General features: G+C 43.1%; 16 protein-coding genes. 8 read left to right on the forward strand and 8 right to left on the reverse strand.

Annotation, left to right across the window (positions count from 1 at the left end):
* Positions 1–109: 109 nt before the first annotated feature.
* The 8 genes from rsmG to rpmH form a co-directional block, all read right to left on the reverse strand.
* Complete coding sequence (gene rsmG, locus L870_RS0107165; protein WP_028517565.1) at positions 110–814, reverse strand: 16S rRNA (guanine(527)-N(7))-methyltransferase RsmG; 705 nt, start codon at positions 812–814, stop codon at positions 110–112.
* 1 nt (position 815) lies between these two features.
* Entirely contained in the window at positions 816–2,681 is a 1,866-nt protein-coding gene (mnmG, locus tag L870_RS0107170; RefSeq protein ID WP_037271762.1) for a tRNA uridine-5-carboxymethylaminomethyl(34) synthesis enzyme MnmG, read from the reverse strand.
* 46 nt (positions 2,682–2,727) lie between these two features.
* Positions 2,728–4,089: a tRNA uridine-5-carboxymethylaminomethyl(34) synthesis GTPase MnmE gene (gene mnmE / locus L870_RS0107175; protein ID WP_028517567.1), complete on the reverse strand. Its 1,362-nt coding sequence runs from the start codon at positions 4,087–4,089 to the stop codon at positions 2,728–2,730.
* A gap of 53 nt (positions 4,090–4,142) precedes the next feature.
* Complete coding sequence (gene jag / locus L870_RS0107180; RefSeq protein ID WP_028517568.1) at positions 4,143–5,228, reverse strand: RNA-binding cell elongation regulator Jag/EloR; 1,086 nt, start codon at positions 5,226–5,228, stop codon at positions 4,143–4,145.
* 19 nt (positions 5,229–5,247) lie between these two features.
* Entirely contained in the window at positions 5,248–6,366 is a 1,119-nt protein-coding gene (locus L870_RS0107185) for a YidC/Oxa1 family membrane protein insertase (protein WP_028517569.1), read from the reverse strand.
* Positions 6,367–6,378: 12 nt separating this feature from the next.
* Complete coding sequence (gene yidD, locus L870_RS0107190; RefSeq protein ID WP_028517570.1) at positions 6,379–6,660, reverse strand: membrane protein insertion efficiency factor YidD; 282 nt, start codon at positions 6,658–6,660, stop codon at positions 6,379–6,381.
* Positions 6,657–7,025 (reverse strand): ribonuclease P protein component, encoded by a 369-nt coding sequence (gene rnpA, locus L870_RS0107195; protein WP_028517571.1) that lies wholly within the window; start codon positions 7,023–7,025, stop codon positions 6,657–6,659. Before rnpA ends, yidD begins: the two co-directional genes overlap by 4 nt.
* Positions 7,026–7,093: 68 nt before the next feature.
* A complete protein-coding gene (gene rpmH / locus L870_RS0107200; protein ID WP_028517572.1) occupies positions 7,094–7,228 on the reverse strand; it encodes a 50S ribosomal protein L34 in 135 nt (44 codons plus the stop codon).
* 558 nt (positions 7,229–7,786) lie between these two features.
* Here rpmH and dnaA point away from each other — a divergent pair.
* The 8 genes from dnaA to L870_RS0107240 all read left to right on the forward strand — a co-directional run bounded on the left by dnaA (position 7,787) and on the right by L870_RS0107240 (position 15,460).
* A complete protein-coding gene (gene dnaA, locus L870_RS0107205; protein WP_028517573.1) occupies positions 7,787–9,157 on the forward strand; it encodes a chromosomal replication initiator protein DnaA in 1,371 nt (456 codons plus the stop codon).
* A gap of 489 nt (positions 9,158–9,646) precedes the next feature.
* On the forward strand, positions 9,647–10,753 hold the full coding sequence (gene dnaN / locus L870_RS0107210; protein WP_028517574.1) for a DNA polymerase III subunit beta: 1,107 nt from the start codon (positions 9,647–9,649) through the stop codon (positions 10,751–10,753).
* A 27-nt stretch (positions 10,754–10,780) separates the two neighbouring features.
* Positions 10,781–10,993, forward strand: a complete 213-nt coding sequence (gene yaaA / locus L870_RS0107215; protein ID WP_028517575.1) for a S4 domain-containing protein YaaA — start codon at positions 10,781–10,783, stop codon at positions 10,991–10,993.
* Positions 10,990–12,138 (forward strand): DNA replication/repair protein RecF, encoded by a 1,149-nt coding sequence (gene recF, locus L870_RS0107220; RefSeq protein ID WP_028517576.1) that lies wholly within the window; start codon positions 10,990–10,992, stop codon positions 12,136–12,138. The genes yaaA and recF overlap by 4 nt, the downstream gene beginning before the upstream one ends.
* Positions 12,116–12,376 carry an extracellular matrix regulator RemB gene (remB, locus tag L870_RS0107225; RefSeq protein WP_028517577.1) on the forward strand — a complete coding sequence of 87 codons (261 nt, stop codon included), beginning with the start codon at positions 12,116–12,118 and terminating at the stop codon, positions 12,374–12,376. The genes recF and remB overlap by 23 nt, the downstream gene beginning before the upstream one ends.
* Before the next feature lies 1 nt (position 12,377).
* Positions 12,378–12,818, forward strand: coding sequence for a transposase (locus tag L870_RS16945; RefSeq protein ID WP_028517578.1), 441 nt, complete (start codon positions 12,378–12,380; stop codon positions 12,816–12,818).
* A gap of 126 nt (positions 12,819–12,944) precedes the next feature.
* A complete protein-coding gene (gene gyrB, locus L870_RS0107235) occupies positions 12,945–14,876 on the forward strand; it encodes a DNA topoisomerase (ATP-hydrolyzing) subunit B (protein ID WP_028517579.1) in 1,932 nt (643 codons plus the stop codon).
* Complete coding sequence (locus L870_RS0107240; protein ID WP_028517580.1) at positions 14,873–15,460, forward strand: hypothetical protein; 588 nt, start codon at positions 14,873–14,875, stop codon at positions 15,458–15,460. Before gyrB ends, L870_RS0107240 begins: the two co-directional genes overlap by 4 nt.
* The last annotated feature ends 25 nt before the right edge of the window (positions 15,461–15,485 follow it).

Raw genomic sequence — 15,485 nt, forward strand, 5'->3', positions numbered from 1 at the left:
ACCTCCTTTGGTGATATAACAATTTTAACACCATTGGGAAATACTTTCCATACAAAAAAACCGCTGTTTTTCATTCAAACAACGGTTTTACTGACAAAATTAAACTATTTTAAAGACTTTTTTTCTTTATTTGACTGCTATTTCGAGGGTATTTTGGCGGAGTATGCGATATTTTCTTCACCTCAACTATCCTGCGGCTCTCGTCAAAAAGCTCATAGTCAACGGTGTTTTCAATAATTCCTCCAAGAAGTTCAACAGCGTTCTTGCCAAGAGATATATCCTCACTCGGACCCTTCATCGCAATAAAAAAGCCGCCAACCTTGACAAAGGGAATACAAAACTCACTAAGAAGCGACATATTAGCAACCGCTCTTGCACATGAGTAGTCAAATTTTTCCCTGTATTCAGGCAATTTCGAGATATTTTCAGCACGATCATGAATAAACTCGGTCTCAATTTCAAGTTTGTCACAGAGTTGTTTAAGAAAATCAATTCTCTTGTTGAGACTATCTAAAAGCGTCAGCTTGATATCAGGTCTGAAAATTTTAAGCGGAACTGAAGGAAATCCAGCACCAGTACCAACATCAATAAGTGAAGAATTCTCCGAAATATCGACGTATTTTGAAAGCACAACAGAGTCAATAAAGTGTTTGCGAAGTACCTCATGTGGCTCAGTAATAGCAGTCAGATTTACATTTTCATTATATTTCACAAGAAATTCCGCATATACATCGAGTTTTCTGTAATTATCCTCATTTAATTCAATTCCAAACGACGAAAATTCAGAGCAACATAGTTCAAATTCAGGAAGCATTTCATTCTCCCTTCTCATGCATTAGCCACACAGCAAGCATAGAAATGTCAGCAGGAGAGACTCCCGAAATACGCGAAGCCTGTCCGATTGAGAGCGGCTTTATCTTATTAAGCTTTTCTATCGCCTCGAGCCTTAGACCGTATATCTGGCTGTAATCCATATCCTTTGGAAGTTTCTTGGACTCCATTTTTCGCATCTGCTCTATCTGAATGAGTTGTTTCTGAATATATCCCTCATACTTTATCTGTAGTTCCACCTGTTCGCAAACTTCCCACGGAAGCTCCGGACGCTCCTTATCAATAAAAGCAAGATCGTTATAATTTATCTGTGGACGACGGATAAGATCTGCAAGCTTGCAGCCCGTAGTCATCGGAGAAGTACCTTTTTCTTCAAGAAATAGATTAAGCTCATCGGAAGGGGATATGTTAAGCTTTGAAACTCTGTCGATCTCTTCAGCTGTGAGGCGCTCTTTTTCCATGAGTTTTTCGTATCTTTCAGCAGAAATAAGACCTATTTTATAGCCGATAGGAGTCAATCTCTGGTCGGCATTATCCTGACGAAGAATTAGTCGGTATTCACTTCGGGATGTCATCATTCTATACGGGTCGGAGCAACCCTTAGTTACCAGATCATCGACGAGTGTACCGATATATGAGCTCGCACGATCAAGTATCATCGGTTCCTTTCCCTTGATCTTCAATGCAGCATTGATGCCCGCAACAAGTCCCTGTGCACCTGCTTCCTCGTATCCAGAGCTTCCATTGAACTGTCCTGCACCGTAAAGACCCTCAATATTCTTAAATTCAAGGGTAGGGAGCAGCTGATTTGGATTGCAGCAGTCATACTCTATGGCGTATGCGGGTCTCATAATCTCTACATCCTCGAGTCCATCTATTGTTCTGAGAAATGCGAGCTGCACGTCCTCAGGCAGCGATGACGACATTCCCTGTAAATAGTACTCATCTGTTGTAAGTCCCATGGGCTCTACAAAAAGCTGATGTCTTGGTTTGTCTGAAAATCTTACAATCTTGTCCTCTATTGACGGACAGTATCTTGGACCTACTCCCTCTATTCTTCCTGAGTATAAAGGTGATCTGTCAAGGTTTGCAAGTATCACTTCATGTGTTTTACTGTTGGTATATGTAACATAGCAGCTAACTTTGTTCTCAAGTGGATCTGCATCTGTTTCAAATGAGAACGGAACGATATTTTCATCGCCGTCCTGTCTTTCCATTATATCAAAATTAATACTTCTTTTATTTACACGGCAGGGAGTTCCGGTCTTGAATCTTCTCAGTTCTACTCCGTTTTCTTCCAGACTATTTGATAAATATTTACTCGGAAGTGCAGCATCGGGACCACTTTTATATGAAACTTCACCGATGTGTATCTTTCCTTTAAGATAAGTTCCCGTTGCAATTACGACTGCTTTTACTTTATATTCAGCGCCGAGAGAAGTTCTCACACCTGTTATTTTCCCGTCAGTGACAATTACATCAGCAACTTCAGCCTGCTTTATAAAAAGATTTTTTTGTTTTTCGCACACATTTTTCATGTACTCGTGATACTTTACACGGTCCTCCTGAGCTCTCAAACTATGAACAGCAGGACCTTTTCCGCGGTTGAGCATACGGCTCTGAATGAAACATTTATCCGCAGCTTTGCCCATTTCTCCGCCTAAAGCGTCTATTTCACGCACAAGATGACCCTTAGCAGTTCCGCCTATAGACGGGTTGCAGGGCATATTAGCGATTTGATCCAGCGATATTGTAAACATGACAGTCTTACAGCCAAGTCGTGCAGAAGCAAGAGCAGCCTCTATTCCGGCGTGACCTGCGCCGACGATTGCCACATCAAACTCACCCATTTCGTAAGTCAAAAATACCCCTCCTTTATTGTTTCACATGAAACATTTATTTTCCGACGCAGAAGCGAGAGAACACCTCGTCCACGACTGCGTCCGTAACTTTTTTACCTGTAAGCATGAGCAGCGACTGCTCAGCCTCATCAATAAGAATATTCACAGCATCAAGCATTTCACCGATTTCAAGTGATGAAATAGCACTTTCAATACTTTCGAGAGCCTTGTCGATACAGTATTTCTGACGCTCATTTGCTACAGTTACCGTATCAAAATCAGCTTCATTGAGCTTGAAAATCTCTTCAATATGTCTGTGGAGTTTCTCGACTCCGGTATTTTCCTTAGCTGAAATATATACGATATGTTTAATCTGTTTCTCAAGCTCAGCAATATCAAGGAGCTGCTCAACGTCACTTTTATTCACCACAGCAACTGTTTTATCTTTATTAATTTTATTAATTAAATACCAATCGTCCGCGGTGAGTGGACAACTTCCGTCAAAGACAGCAATTATCAATTCCGATGAAGCGATCATTTTTTCAGCCATATCAACTCCGATACCCTCGATGATATCATCTGTTTCATGGATACCGGCAGTGTCCGAAAGCCTGAGAGTGATGTCGCCGATGCGGACAGACTCCTCAATAATGTCACGTGTTGTACCTGCTATCTCGGTCACGATACTTCTCTCACAGCCGCTGAGGCAGTTGAAAAGGGTAGACTTGCCCACGTTAGGTCTGCCGATGATAGCCGTGGAAACGCCCTCCTTGAGAATGCGTCCACTGTCATAATTCTGCACCAGTGACTTCAGATCATCGCGTACTTCCGAAAGCTCTTCAATAAGAGTCTCTGGACGCACCTCAGGGATATCCTCCTCGGGATAATCAGCCCAAGCCGCAAGGTCTCCGAGAATTTTCATAAGCTTTCCCGAGCACTTCTCAGCCTTCTTGAAAGCTGCTCCCTCGCGGAGATTTTCAGCCATTTTAAGCTCGCGCTCTCCTTTTGCGGAAATAATATCCATGACGGCTTCCGCCTGTGTGAGATCAAGCTTTCCGTTAAGGTAAGCCCTCTTTGTAAATTCTCCTGCCTCTGCATTCACAGCACCGTGTCCAAGAGCTGCACGGAGCACCTTTCTCGTTACGTACAGTCCGCCGTGACATGATATCTCAACAACGTCCTCTCCTGTGTAGCTGTGCGGTGCACGGAACACTGTGAGGATACAGTCGTCCAGTCTTTCATCGTCGTCGTGAGCTATACCGTATGCGCAGGTGTAGCCTGCCATATCCGAAACTTTTTTACCGCCGCAAGGGGAGAATATCTTTTCCGCAACGCCAATAGCATCGTCACCCGAGATGCGTATGACGGATATACCGCCGATAGCATTCGGAGTTGAGATTGCTGCTATGGTAGACATTTAATCACTCCTAAAAAAACAACGGCATTAAGCCGTTGTTTAAGATATTTTCATCAAAGCTCGATCTTGCCGTAAAGACCGCCCTGGATCTCGTCCTCTGGCTTTGGTCTCTTATAATCCTTCTCAAAGCTTGTTGAGAGGTCAACGCTTCTGCGCTCCATGCTTACCTCTCTGTCGCGGTTGTTTCTTCTCTCGCCGCCTCTTCTGTCATTTCTTCTGCCGCCGTCGCGTCTGTTGTTATCGCGTCTGCCGCCGCCTCTTCTTGGGTTGTTTGAAGAAATTATGATCTTTCTGTAAGGCTCTTCACCTACTGAGCGTGAAGAAACGCCTTCGATATTTGAGATAGCAGAGTGGATAACTCTTCTCTCGTAAGGATTCATTGGCTCGAGGGGCTGTGAACGGCCTGTTCTGAGAACAGACTTTGCGACCTTAGCAGCCAGCTGTTCAAGAGTTTCCTTTCTCTTGCTTCTGTAGCCGAGACAATCAATTGTGATTCTGTAGTAATCCTTGTCGCCCTTGTTAGCGATGATAGAGCAAAGGTACTGGATAGCGTCGAGAGTCTCGCCGCGTCTGCCGATTATAGTACCGTTATTGCTGCTCTCGATATTGAGTACAGCACCTGTTTCGTTCTGATATATCTTATACTCAGCATCAACGTCCATTGCGCGTAAAATACTTGTGATATAGTCTCTTGCAAGCTTTACCTTAGGATTGATAAGAGCCTCGTCCTCGATAAGTGTGAAGTTATCAAGTGAGTAAGCTTCTTCTGATTCTTCGGGAACTTCAACAGCAGCCTCTGCTGTCTTTTCTTCTGCCTTTACAGCAGTAGTTTCTGTAGTAACAACAGGCTTTTCTTCTGAAACTGTCTTTACAACAGGCTCAGCCTTTGGTGCAGGAGCAGTTGTAACAGGAGCCTTCGGAGCTTCAACAGGGGCAGCAGCCTTTGGAGCAGCTGTAGTCTGTGGTGCACCTTCTATAACAGTAGCCTTTACCTTTGCTTCCTTTGATCCGAGTCCGAAAAGACCCTTCTTGCCTTCGTCGATGATCTCAAACTTGATCTCACTGATTTTCTTTCCGAATTTTTTTGCTGCGAGTTCTTTTGCCTCGTCAACAGATCTTGCTGTGAATATTTCAGTCATACATTACCTCCCTGAGGAATTACTCCTCATCATCGTTATCGTCATAAGAATCACCGTACTTTTCAGCCATACGTCTTCTTGCTTCCTTGAGCTTGTCTCTGTTCTGCTTGTTCTGCTCTGAACGTGAAACGCCGTTAGCCTTGCCTGATGACGAACCTCCGTTATTCTGCTGTTCAAGTGCAGCCTGCTGCTCAAGCATCTTCTGCATGAAGGATTTCTTATTCGGATGTTTTTCTGCGTAAATTCTTGCTTTTTCTTTTTCCTGCTCATTTATTACCTTAATGCGCTCGGGAGTAAAGTAGCAGTTAAGCGCAAAGGTTATCAAGAATGAAAAGACAGATGACCATATCCAGTAGAAGCCGACACCTGCTGGTACCTGAAATGCGAACCAGATCGAGAGGAGAGGCATACCGTACATCATTACAGCCATACAGCCGCCGCCGGGCTGTGAAGCAGGATTTACCTTTTTCTGATGTATCTGGCTGTAAACGGATACGAGAAGCTGTGAAAGACCTGCAAGGAAGGGTATAGCACAAAGCACGATAGCTTCCTTAGACCAGCTTTCAGGATGAAGTGTAGGTGTTTTTCCAAGATTAGCGCCAAAGATAGTGAATTTCTCAGAAAATTCAGTTACCTTTGAGAGAAATTTCTCACTGAGAGAAGCATACTTGTCGCTGTTATCTCTGAGGTGCTCCATAGTGATAAGCTCACATCTGAGGTTTCCCTTATCTGTACCTGCGATAGCACAGGCTTCATTGATAACGTTCTTGGATATATTAAGGATATGGGTTATAGGCTTATAAATAACGTCGATAACGCCAAAGAGAAGGAACATCTGTATAAACATAGGCAGACATGAACCCATAGGGTTTACGCCCTCCTGCTGATACAGCTTCTGCTGTTCCTCCTGTAATCTTGTAGGGTTATTGGCGAAACTTTTCTTTAGTTTTTCCAGCTTCGGCTGAAGAAGCTGCATTCTTGCCGAACCCTTCTGTGTCTTGTAATTGACAGGGAACAGCAGTATTTTCGTAATTACCGTAAATAAAATGATAGCTACGGCATAGTTATTGCATAACGAGTAAATAAGTCTCATCAGATAGCCGAAAGGCACACCGATAATATCATAAAGTGCGTTCAATATTCATCCCTCTTAGATCTTTTTATCATTTTCATCGTAATCGGGGTCAATATAATCATACTTTTTGACCCTGAACGTGAATTTCTCGGGGACATAGTCTATACCGCCCATTGACCACGGGTTGCAGCGGAGTATCCTCCACACGGCAAGAGCTGAACCCCTTATTGCGCCGAAACGCTCTACTGCTTTCAAGGCGTAAGTGCTGCACGTTGGGTAATACTTGCATTTAGGGGGAAAAAGCGGGGATATAAATTTCCTGTAGAACTTTATAAGACCCAGAACCAGATATTTCATACACGCTTATTCTTATTATCGAAGCTTTTGAACATCTTTCTGATGTCATTTACTCCGTACTTGTCCATATAGCCGCAGTATTCCTGTGATTTTATGCTGCAAATAGCAGCTCTTGCAACTATGACGATATCCATGCCTACCGGCAGCTCTAACTCTGCATTTTGGTAGGCAAGACGGATAAGTCTTTTTGCTCTGTTTCGGCAGACAGCATTGCCGACCTTTTTTCCCGCTGTTATACCAAGGCGGTTAAAAGGTCTACCGTTTGGTCTGACATAGATGACCGAATATTTTGAAGCGGCGTACCTGCCCTTTTTATAGAGGGTCAGGAAGTCCTTGTTATCGTTCAGTATTTCCGTATAAAGCATAATTGCACCTTGCACATAGCCGTCCTAACAAAAAAGACCACAAAATAAAGATTTTGTGGTCAGCCTCGTCAGTGAGTTAATCTTGCTCTGCCCTTAGATCTTCTACGAGCTAAAACCTTTCTGCCGTTCTTAGTAGACATTCTCTTCATGAAGCCGTGCTCCTTCTTTCTGTGGAGCTTCTTAGGCTGATATGTTCTCTTCATATTCAGTGTCCTCCTCTCTTCCGATTGTAAACAAGAGCCGAAAAACAGCTCTGGATAACATTTTTATAGGGCGCAGGGACACTTCTCCCTGCATTACACTAAATCATTATATATTAAAAAGCGCCTTATGTCAAGCAATTCGGGAAATTTTTTTATACGCGGAAGCATTTTCTGTTTTTTTAACAATATATCTTAAACGAAAAGCCTTTAATTTTCAATACTTTGTCCAATTTCATACGTGAAAGCCTTTGTCGCAAGAATATGTTGAAACTTTTGAAAATAATAGGTAAAAAACTTATTCACACACATCTTTCAACATTTTTCTATACGAAAAACAGCTTTTTTCAAGATTTTTTGTGTTGATTTGAGGTTGTTTCAACACAGTTTTCAACAATATGTCAATTTACGTGTGGAAAGAGGATTCATTTTCTATGGGTTTAACATGAATTTTACTTGCATTTCAACATTGTTTATGATATAATAGTCTTATATATTAATATAGGAGAGTATCGTTATTTTTTTCTCCACATTTAAACTTACATATATTCGGAGGTCTTTATGAATTCATTTGACGAGGTTTTTGAGAAAGTAAAGAGCTACTGCCTTGAAAACGGTAAAATACCCGAAATAGGTATGAAAACATGGATAAATACTCTTGTTCCTTTAAAGCTTGAAGGAACTGACGCTATTTTCAGCGTACTTACAGAATTTCAGAAGAGTATCGTTGTTGAAAACTATAGTACAGTTTTAAAAGAAGCCTTTTTCAATGTTGTCGGACTCGATGTCAATATAGTTATCAATGTTGAGTCGGAAGAGCCTGAGACAATAAAAGTACCTACAGACGCAGAGCTCGAGCAGAAACACGCAGAGCTTGAACAGTCATACAAATTTGCAAACTATGACTATACTTTCGATACCTTCATTGAGGGACGCTCAAATGAATTTGCACTTGCGTGCAGTAAATCTGTAGCTAAAAACTGCGGAACAAAGGCTGTTCCGGACTATAATCCGCTGTTCATATACGGTCCTTCGGGAATGGGTAAAACTCACCTTATCACGGCTATTGCCAACGAGGTAAGAAAGAATCACCCTGATTTCAATATAGTTTACGTTACCAGCGAGACTTTCGGAAGCGACCTTGTAAGCGCACTTAACAAGAGCTCTATATCGGATTTTCACGACAAGTACAGAAATGCCGATATACTCCTTATCGACGATATCCAGTTCTTCTCGGGAAGAGAGCGTATGCAGGAAGAGTTCTTCCACACCTTCTACAAGCTCCATCAGGAAGGCAAGCAGATCGTTATCACATCTGATAAGCCGCCAAAGGAGCTGCTCACACTTGAAGAGCGTCTCCGTACACGTTTCGAGGGCGGTCTTATCGCTGATATCTCTGCTCCTGACTATGAGACAAGACTGGCTATCATCAACAGAAAGTCAGAGCTTTTAGAGCTCAAAATGCCAAGCGAAGTTGCTGAATTCATGGCTAACCGCCTTAAATCAAATATCCGTCAGCTGGAAGGCGCAGTTGTACGCCTCAAGGCTCTCAACCACTTCGCAGGTAGCCCTATAACCATATCTATGGCTCAGAGCGTTATCCGCGATGTGCTCACAGATGAACAGCCTATACCGATCACTGTTGAAAAGATCATCTCAGAGGTATCCACAGTATATGGCGTATCTCCTGACGATCTCCGTTCAAGCAAGCGTTCCGCACAGATCTCAACAGCACGTAAGGTGGCTATATACGTAGTCCGCGAGATCACACAGATGCCTCTTGCATCTATCGGTACAGAATTCGGCGGAAGAGACCATTCTACTATAGTTTACTCTGTTACAAGCGTTACAGAGTCTATGGAAAAGGACTCAAATCTCAAGAACCTTGTAAACGATATTATCAAAAATATCAAGGACAAGAGCAAGGTCTGATAAACATAAAGTGAACGTTTAAAGTGTTGAATAATTCTTATTCAACATAGTTTTCAACACTGTGTTTAAAACTATCTTAAAAACTTTGTGTGTTAATTTTACCCGACATAAAAATGCATTTCAGTCTATTCATATTTTTACCGTCGGATATCATTTCAACACAGAAAACATTCAACACTTAACACGGCTGTGAAATTCTTCGTCAAAAAAAATTACTGATCCTGTCTTTCCACTTTTTTCTCAACTTTTTTTCCATTTCAACTCCACATTATTCGACCGATTAAACACTGAAAAAGTCTTTACGAAATGTTTTCCTCAATTTCAAGAATTTCACAACACCCCCTTGTGGACGAGCTTTTCGGCGTATATCTTCAAATACTGCCGATCCTAACTTTTCCACCGACACAATAACAACAACAATAATATTATACTTATCTTATCTTAGCTTATCTATCCTTCGGCTAAGAATTTTCACGGAGGAAAAATATAATGAAGTTCATTTGCAATAAAACAGAGATCAGTGAGGCTATAAGCAATGTCTCAAGAGCTGTTTCACAGAAATCCACTATTCCCGCACTTGAAGGAATAAAAGTAAGAGTATCGGCAGGAAGCGTTGAGCTTACTGCCTATAATCTTGAAATGGGTATACGCACTTCTATAAACGCTGAAACCGAAGGCGAAGGCGAATTTGTAGTAAGTGCAAGACTTTTCAGTGAATTCACAAGACGTATGTCAGGTGATGAAATAAAATTCGACATTGACGAAAATCTTGTTATAACTATATCATGCAGTGCTACAGAGTGCAGCTTCCCTGCAATGTCAGCCAATGAATATCCCGAGCTTCCGAAGGTAGATTCTGCAAGAAGCTTTTCCGTAAAGCAGAGCATACTTAAATCAATGATAAATATGACAAGCTACGCTGCTTCACTCAATGAAAGCAAGCCCGTTCTCACAGGTGAGCTTTTCGACATAGAGGAGGGCAGCTTCAATATGGTCGCAATAGACGGTTTCAGACTCGCTATCAGAAACGAGCTTACCGATTGCAGCGAGAAGTACCATTTCGTAGTACCGAAAAAGGCTCTCCTTGAAGTTTCCACACTTATCAGGGACGATGACGACGAGAAAATGTGTACTGTCTGCACCAACGACCGCCATATAATCTTTGAGATCGGCAATGTTTTCGTAATATCACGACTCCTCGAAGGAGTTTTCCATAATTATAAGCTCAGCATACCAAGCGGCTGCAAGACAGAGGTCATCATCAGCAAGAGAGACTTCACCACCTGTCTTGAAAGATGTTCTCTCCTTATCGACGACAAGAACAAGTCACCTATACGCTGCGAAGTCGGAAACGGCGTGATAAAGATAAGCTGCAAAACAGGCATTGGTAAGATAAATGATGCTATATCCGCTGATATTTCGGGAGAAACTGTAACTATCGGCTTCAATAACAAGCTTATCCTCGAGGCTCTCAAAGCCGCAGAGGGAGACAAGGTGCGTTTACGCTTCAACGGCGCAATGAAGGTAATTGAGATACTTCCCCTTGAGGGCGAAAGCTTCATATTCCTTGTAATGCCTATACAGCTCAAGGGCTAACGGCTGTACTACTAAGAGGTGAAGAAAATGCCTGAAAACAGAATAAAAATAACTACCGAGTTCATAAAGCTTGACGCTCTTCTGAAGTTTGCTTCACTTGTTGGTTCGGGCGGAGAAGCAAAGCAGCTCATACAGGACGGAGAAGTCCTTGTGAACGGCGAAGTATGCACTATGCGCGGCAAAAAGATACGTCCCGGTGATAAAGTCGAGTTTAACGGTCAAGAGGTAATCGTAGAGTGATAGTCACATATGCTGACATCGACGGTTTCAAAAATCTGAAAGATATTTCATTTGCACCCGATCCGAAATATAATATCATCGTCGGACCGAATGCACAGGGAAAGACCAATCTTCTTGAAGCGATGTGGATACTTTCTGGCTGTAAGAGCTTCCGCGGCTCAAAGGAAAAGGACTATATCTGCCTTGGCGGAGAACGTATGCAGTCAAAGATAAAAATTCTTGACAGCGTCCGCGAACAGAAAATATCCTTTGAGATGACCAGAAGTACGGCAAATCCCAAGAATATCACACTTAACGGAGTAAAACAGAAGGGTACGAGAGCACTTTTCGATGTTTTCAAGTGTATCGCTTTCATTCCCGATGATACGGATATTGTAAAGGGTTCACCCGAGAAAAGGCGTAATTTTGTGGATATGGCTGCTTCGCAGCTCAATCCCGTGTTCGTCATGCATATAAACAAGAACAACGCTATAATGAATCAGCGAAATGCTCTGCTGAAAGGCATAATGCAGGGAAATACCGACCGCGGTATCCTTGAGATATGGGACAGACAGGCTTCACGTGAGGGAGCTGTAATATCCTATATGCGCAGTGAGTATATAAAAAAGTTCAATGAGATATGCGGCAGACTTTACCGCACTATTTCGGGCGGCAGTGAGGAACTTGAGCTGGAATACAAGTCAAATGTTTTCAGATCCGAGGACTTTGAAAAGCCCTGCGGCGAGGAAGCATACGAGCAGTATTACAGAAAGCTTGCCGAAACAGCAGATTACGATATCAGAACGGGAAGCACCCATGCAGGTGTTAACCGCGATGAGATAATAATAAAAATAAACGGCGTGAGCGCGAAGGATTACGGCTCACAGGGACAGATAAAGAGTGCGGCTCTTGTTATGAAGCTTGCACAGGCAGAGATATTCATGCAGAAGTCAAAGGACGCTCCTGTGATATTCCTTGACGATGTTATGGGCGAGCTTGACGAAAGCCGTCAGAGGTTCGTGTTTGAGATAATCAGGGATATGCAGGTATTTATCACGACTCCGAATGAAAGTGCGCTTCTTCCCGAGATAAAGGGAAAGGTCCTGCATATAAGCGGCGGCAGCGTATCAGAGGTGGAAGAAAATGTATCTGCACATAGGGAATAATTACTCTGTTGATGTAAGAGATATAGTGGGAGTTTTCGACATTGAGAATACAACTGTTGAAAAGTGTACCAAGAAGCTGCTTGAACGGGCAGAAAAGGAAAAGCACTGTATCTACACCACATACGAAATGCCGAAAAGCTTCATAGTTACAGTAAAAAACGGCATAGAAAAGGTCTATATATCACAGCTTTCCGCAGCAACTTTGAGAAAACGCCTCAAAGAGGGCGGCGGCTTCTGAAATGGAAAGACCTGACAGAAAACTGAACAGACTTGAAAATTACGATTATTCACGTAACGGTCTGTATTTCATAACCATATGCACAAAAGACAGGGTACCGTATTTGTCGGAGATTACCTCTGTAGGGAACGCCGCCCTCGGCGTTCCGCAAAATGCAACATCGGAAAACGTTATATTTGACGTTCCGTACGTAAAACTGACCGAATACGGTAAAATCGTAAATACAAATATCAAAAAAATAAATGAAATATATAAATATGTTTCTGTTACAAAATACGTTATTATGCCCGATCATATCCATATGATATTATTTGTTTCGGATTTTGGTGATAAACCGTTGAAAAACGGAACGCCGGGGGCGGCGTTCCATACAAAATCCGTTTCACAAATAATAAACGGATTGAAATCAATTTCAACAAAACAAATCGGTTTTTCGATATAGCAAAAATCATTCCACGACCACATAATCCGCAATGAAAAGGAATTCCTTGAAATTTGCGATTACATTGACAATAATCCCATAAACTGGGTAAATGACATATACAACCAAAATTATTGGAGGTAAATCATGAGTCAGCAGAACAACAACTACGATGAAAACGACATACAAGTCCTTGAAGGACTTGAAGCGGTCCGCAAAAGACCGGGTATGTACATCGGTTCGACAGGTCCCGGAGGACTCCACCACCTCGTTTACGAGATCGTGGACAACTCCATCGACGAAGCTCTTGCAGGCTACTGTACAGAGATAACTGTCGAGATACTTGAAGGAGATGTTATCCGCGTTTCAGATAACGGCCGTGGTATACCTGTAGGTATCCACCCGAAGGAGGGCATATCCGCAGCTACCGTTGTTTATACCATTCTCCACGCAGGCGGTAAGTTCGGCGGCGGCGGATATAAGGTGTCAGGCGGTCTCCACGGTGTCGGAGCTTCTGTAGTTAACGCTCTTTCATCATGGCTGGAGCTTACCGTAAAGGACGGCGAGCACGTTTACTTCCAGCGTTTCGAGCGCGGTCACTATGATGAACAGCTGAAGATCATCGGCGATACCACAGAAACAGGTACTTCCGTTATGTTCAAGGCTGATGACGAGATATTCGAGACTACTGTCTACAGCTATGAGATACTTCTCAGAAGGCTTCGTGAACAGGCTTTCCTCAACGCAGGAATCAAGATAATATTCTCCGATAAGCGCGACAAGGAAAATATCCTCGGCGAGACTCTCCACTATGAGGGCGGTATCCGCCAGTTCGTAGAGCATATCCACAAGACCCGCGAGCTTGAAGCTATCAGCGGCGATGTTATTTACATTTCAGGTACTCAGGGTGACTCATTCGCTGAGATAGCTCTCCAGTACAACGACAGCTACAATGAAGTAATACTTTCATTTGCAAACAATATCCATACCAAGGACGGCGGTTCTCACGAAACAGGCTTCAAGAACGCACTTACCAAGGTAATAAACGATTACGGAATGAAAATGGGCAAGATAAAGGACGCCAAGGACAAGCTGAAAGGCGAAGATGTCCGCGAAGGTCTTACAGCCATAATCTCCGTAAAGCTTACCGAGTGCGAATTTGAGGGACAGACAAAGGGACGTCTCGGAAATCCCGAAGTGCGCCCGTTTATCGAGAAAATGGTGCAGGAAAAGCTCATGAATTTCCTTGAGGAAAATCCCGAGACTGCAAACCTTATCTTCGAGAAAAGCCTGTCTGCACTTAAAGCCCGTGAGGCTGCAAAGCGAGCAAGAGAGGCAGAGCGTAAGAAGAACGCTTTCGGAAACGCTTCAATGCCCGAAAAGCTTGCAGACTGCTCCGAGCGTGACGCAAGATACACCGAAATATACATCGTCGAGGGAGATTCTGCGGGCGGCTCTGCAAAGCAGGGACGTGACAGACGTTTTCAGGCTATCCTTGCACTATGGGGCAAGATGCTCAACGTTGAAAAGGCTCGTATCGACAAGATTTACGGCAATGACAAGCTTGAGCCTGTTGTTACTGCACTCGGTACAGGCATAGGCGAGGATTTCGATATAGAAAAGCTCCGCTATGGTAAAGTCATCATCATGGCCGATGCCGATGTTGACGGTATGCATATCAGAACACTTCTGCTCACATTCTTCTTTCGTTATATGAGACCGCTCATCACCAACGGAAACGTTTATATAGCACAGCCGCCTCTTTTCAGAGTTGAGCGCAAGAAGAAGGTATACTACGCATTCTCCGACGAGGAGCGTGACAAGTATATCTCAGAGCTTTCCGAGGACGGAAAGTACAAGGACGTTGAAGTTCAGCGTTACAAAGGTCTTGGTGAGATGGATCCCGAACAGCTGTGGGAGACCACTATGGACCCTGAGCACCGTACTATCGTAAGGATAGGCATGGAGGACGCTTTAAAGGCTGACGAGACATTCAGCATACTCATGGGCGACAAGGTAGAGCCAAGACGTAATTTCATCGAAAAGAACGCTAAGTTCGCACAGGATCTTGATATATGATCGGAGTACCTATGGAAGAGAATTACAAACTTGAAAAAGAATTCAGGCTGCCTGCGGATACCTTCCGCGAAGCATACCGTGCGTTCCAGAAAAAGTTCGTATATCCCAAAAGCAGAGTATATGTGCTGCTTTTTTCAGCCTTGGCTCTGGGTATACTTATCTTTGGCGTGATCGCCATGAACGATGCTCCGAAAAAACAGAAGTACATCACTTATATCGCTTTTATCATGGCAGCAGCCTTTGCTTTCAGGGAGTGGTATACTCCAGAAAAAATGCGCCGCAATCTGACAGAATCCGTAAAGGCACTTGGCGAGCCTGTCTACAAGATAGGTGTAGGCGATAAATTTGTTGATATATCGACAGTTTCCGAGGATCTCAGCGATATTCCCGAGGAAGAAAGGGACAGCACTCAGGACACAGACCCACTTCCCGAAAAGACAAGACTTGAAGTAAATGAAGGCTTTCAGCTCATGGAGTACGATCAGTTTTTCCTGATGCTTGCAGGAAAGGAGTCCTTCTATATACTCCCGAAGGATGGCTTTTCCGAGTCTGAGCTGAAGATCGTAAGAGATATAAAGAATTGAAAGACCATAAATTAAAATACATTCT

The sequence above is a fragment of the Ruminococcus flavefaciens ATCC 19208 genome, from assembly GCF_000518765.1.
Lineage (GTDB): Bacteria > Bacillota > Clostridia > Oscillospirales > Ruminococcaceae > Ruminococcus > Ruminococcus flavefaciens.

What these genes read in the sequence shown, in the direction of transcription:
- rnpA (WP_028517571.1), bottom strand. Translation starts at nt 7,025, where the DNA reads ATGCTTTATACGGAAATACTGAACGATAACAAGGACTTCCTGACCCTC.
- yidD (WP_028517570.1), bottom strand. Translation starts at nt 6,660, where the DNA reads ATGAAATATCTGGTTCTGGGTCTTATAAAGTTCTACAGGAAATTTATA.
- jag (WP_028517568.1), bottom strand. Translation starts at nt 5,228, where the DNA reads ATGACTGAAATATTCACAGCAAGATCTGTTGACGAGGCAAAAGAACTC.
- dnaN (WP_028517574.1), top strand. Translation starts at nt 9,647, where the DNA reads ATGAAGTTCATTTGCAATAAAACAGAGATCAGTGAGGCTATAAGCAAT.
- dnaA (WP_028517573.1), top strand. Translation starts at nt 7,787, where the DNA reads ATGAATTCATTTGACGAGGTTTTTGAGAAAGTAAAGAGCTACTGCCTT.
- mnmG (WP_037271762.1), bottom strand. Translation starts at nt 2,681, where the DNA reads ATGGGTGAGTTTGATGTGGCAATCGTCGGCGCAGGTCACGCCGGAATA.
- rpmH (WP_028517572.1), bottom strand. Translation starts at nt 7,228, where the DNA reads ATGAAGAGAACATATCAGCCTAAGAAGCTCCACAGAAAGAAGGAGCAC.
- rsmG (WP_028517565.1), bottom strand. Translation starts at nt 814, where the DNA reads ATGCTTCCTGAATTTGAACTATGTTGCTCTGAATTTTCGTCGTTTGGA.
- remB (WP_028517577.1), top strand. Translation starts at nt 12,116, where the DNA reads ATGTATCTGCACATAGGGAATAATTACTCTGTTGATGTAAGAGATATA.
- gyrB (WP_028517579.1), top strand. Translation starts at nt 12,945, where the DNA reads ATGAGTCAGCAGAACAACAACTACGATGAAAACGACATACAAGTCCTT.
- yaaA (WP_028517575.1), top strand. Translation starts at nt 10,781, where the DNA reads ATGCCTGAAAACAGAATAAAAATAACTACCGAGTTCATAAAGCTTGAC.
- L870_RS16945 (WP_028517578.1), top strand. Translation starts at nt 12,378, where the DNA reads ATGGAAAGACCTGACAGAAAACTGAACAGACTTGAAAATTACGATTAT.
- L870_RS0107240 (WP_028517580.1), top strand. Translation starts at nt 14,873, where the DNA reads ATGATCGGAGTACCTATGGAAGAGAATTACAAACTTGAAAAAGAATTC.
- mnmE (WP_028517567.1), bottom strand. Translation starts at nt 4,089, where the DNA reads ATGTCTACCATAGCAGCAATCTCAACTCCGAATGCTATCGGCGGTATA.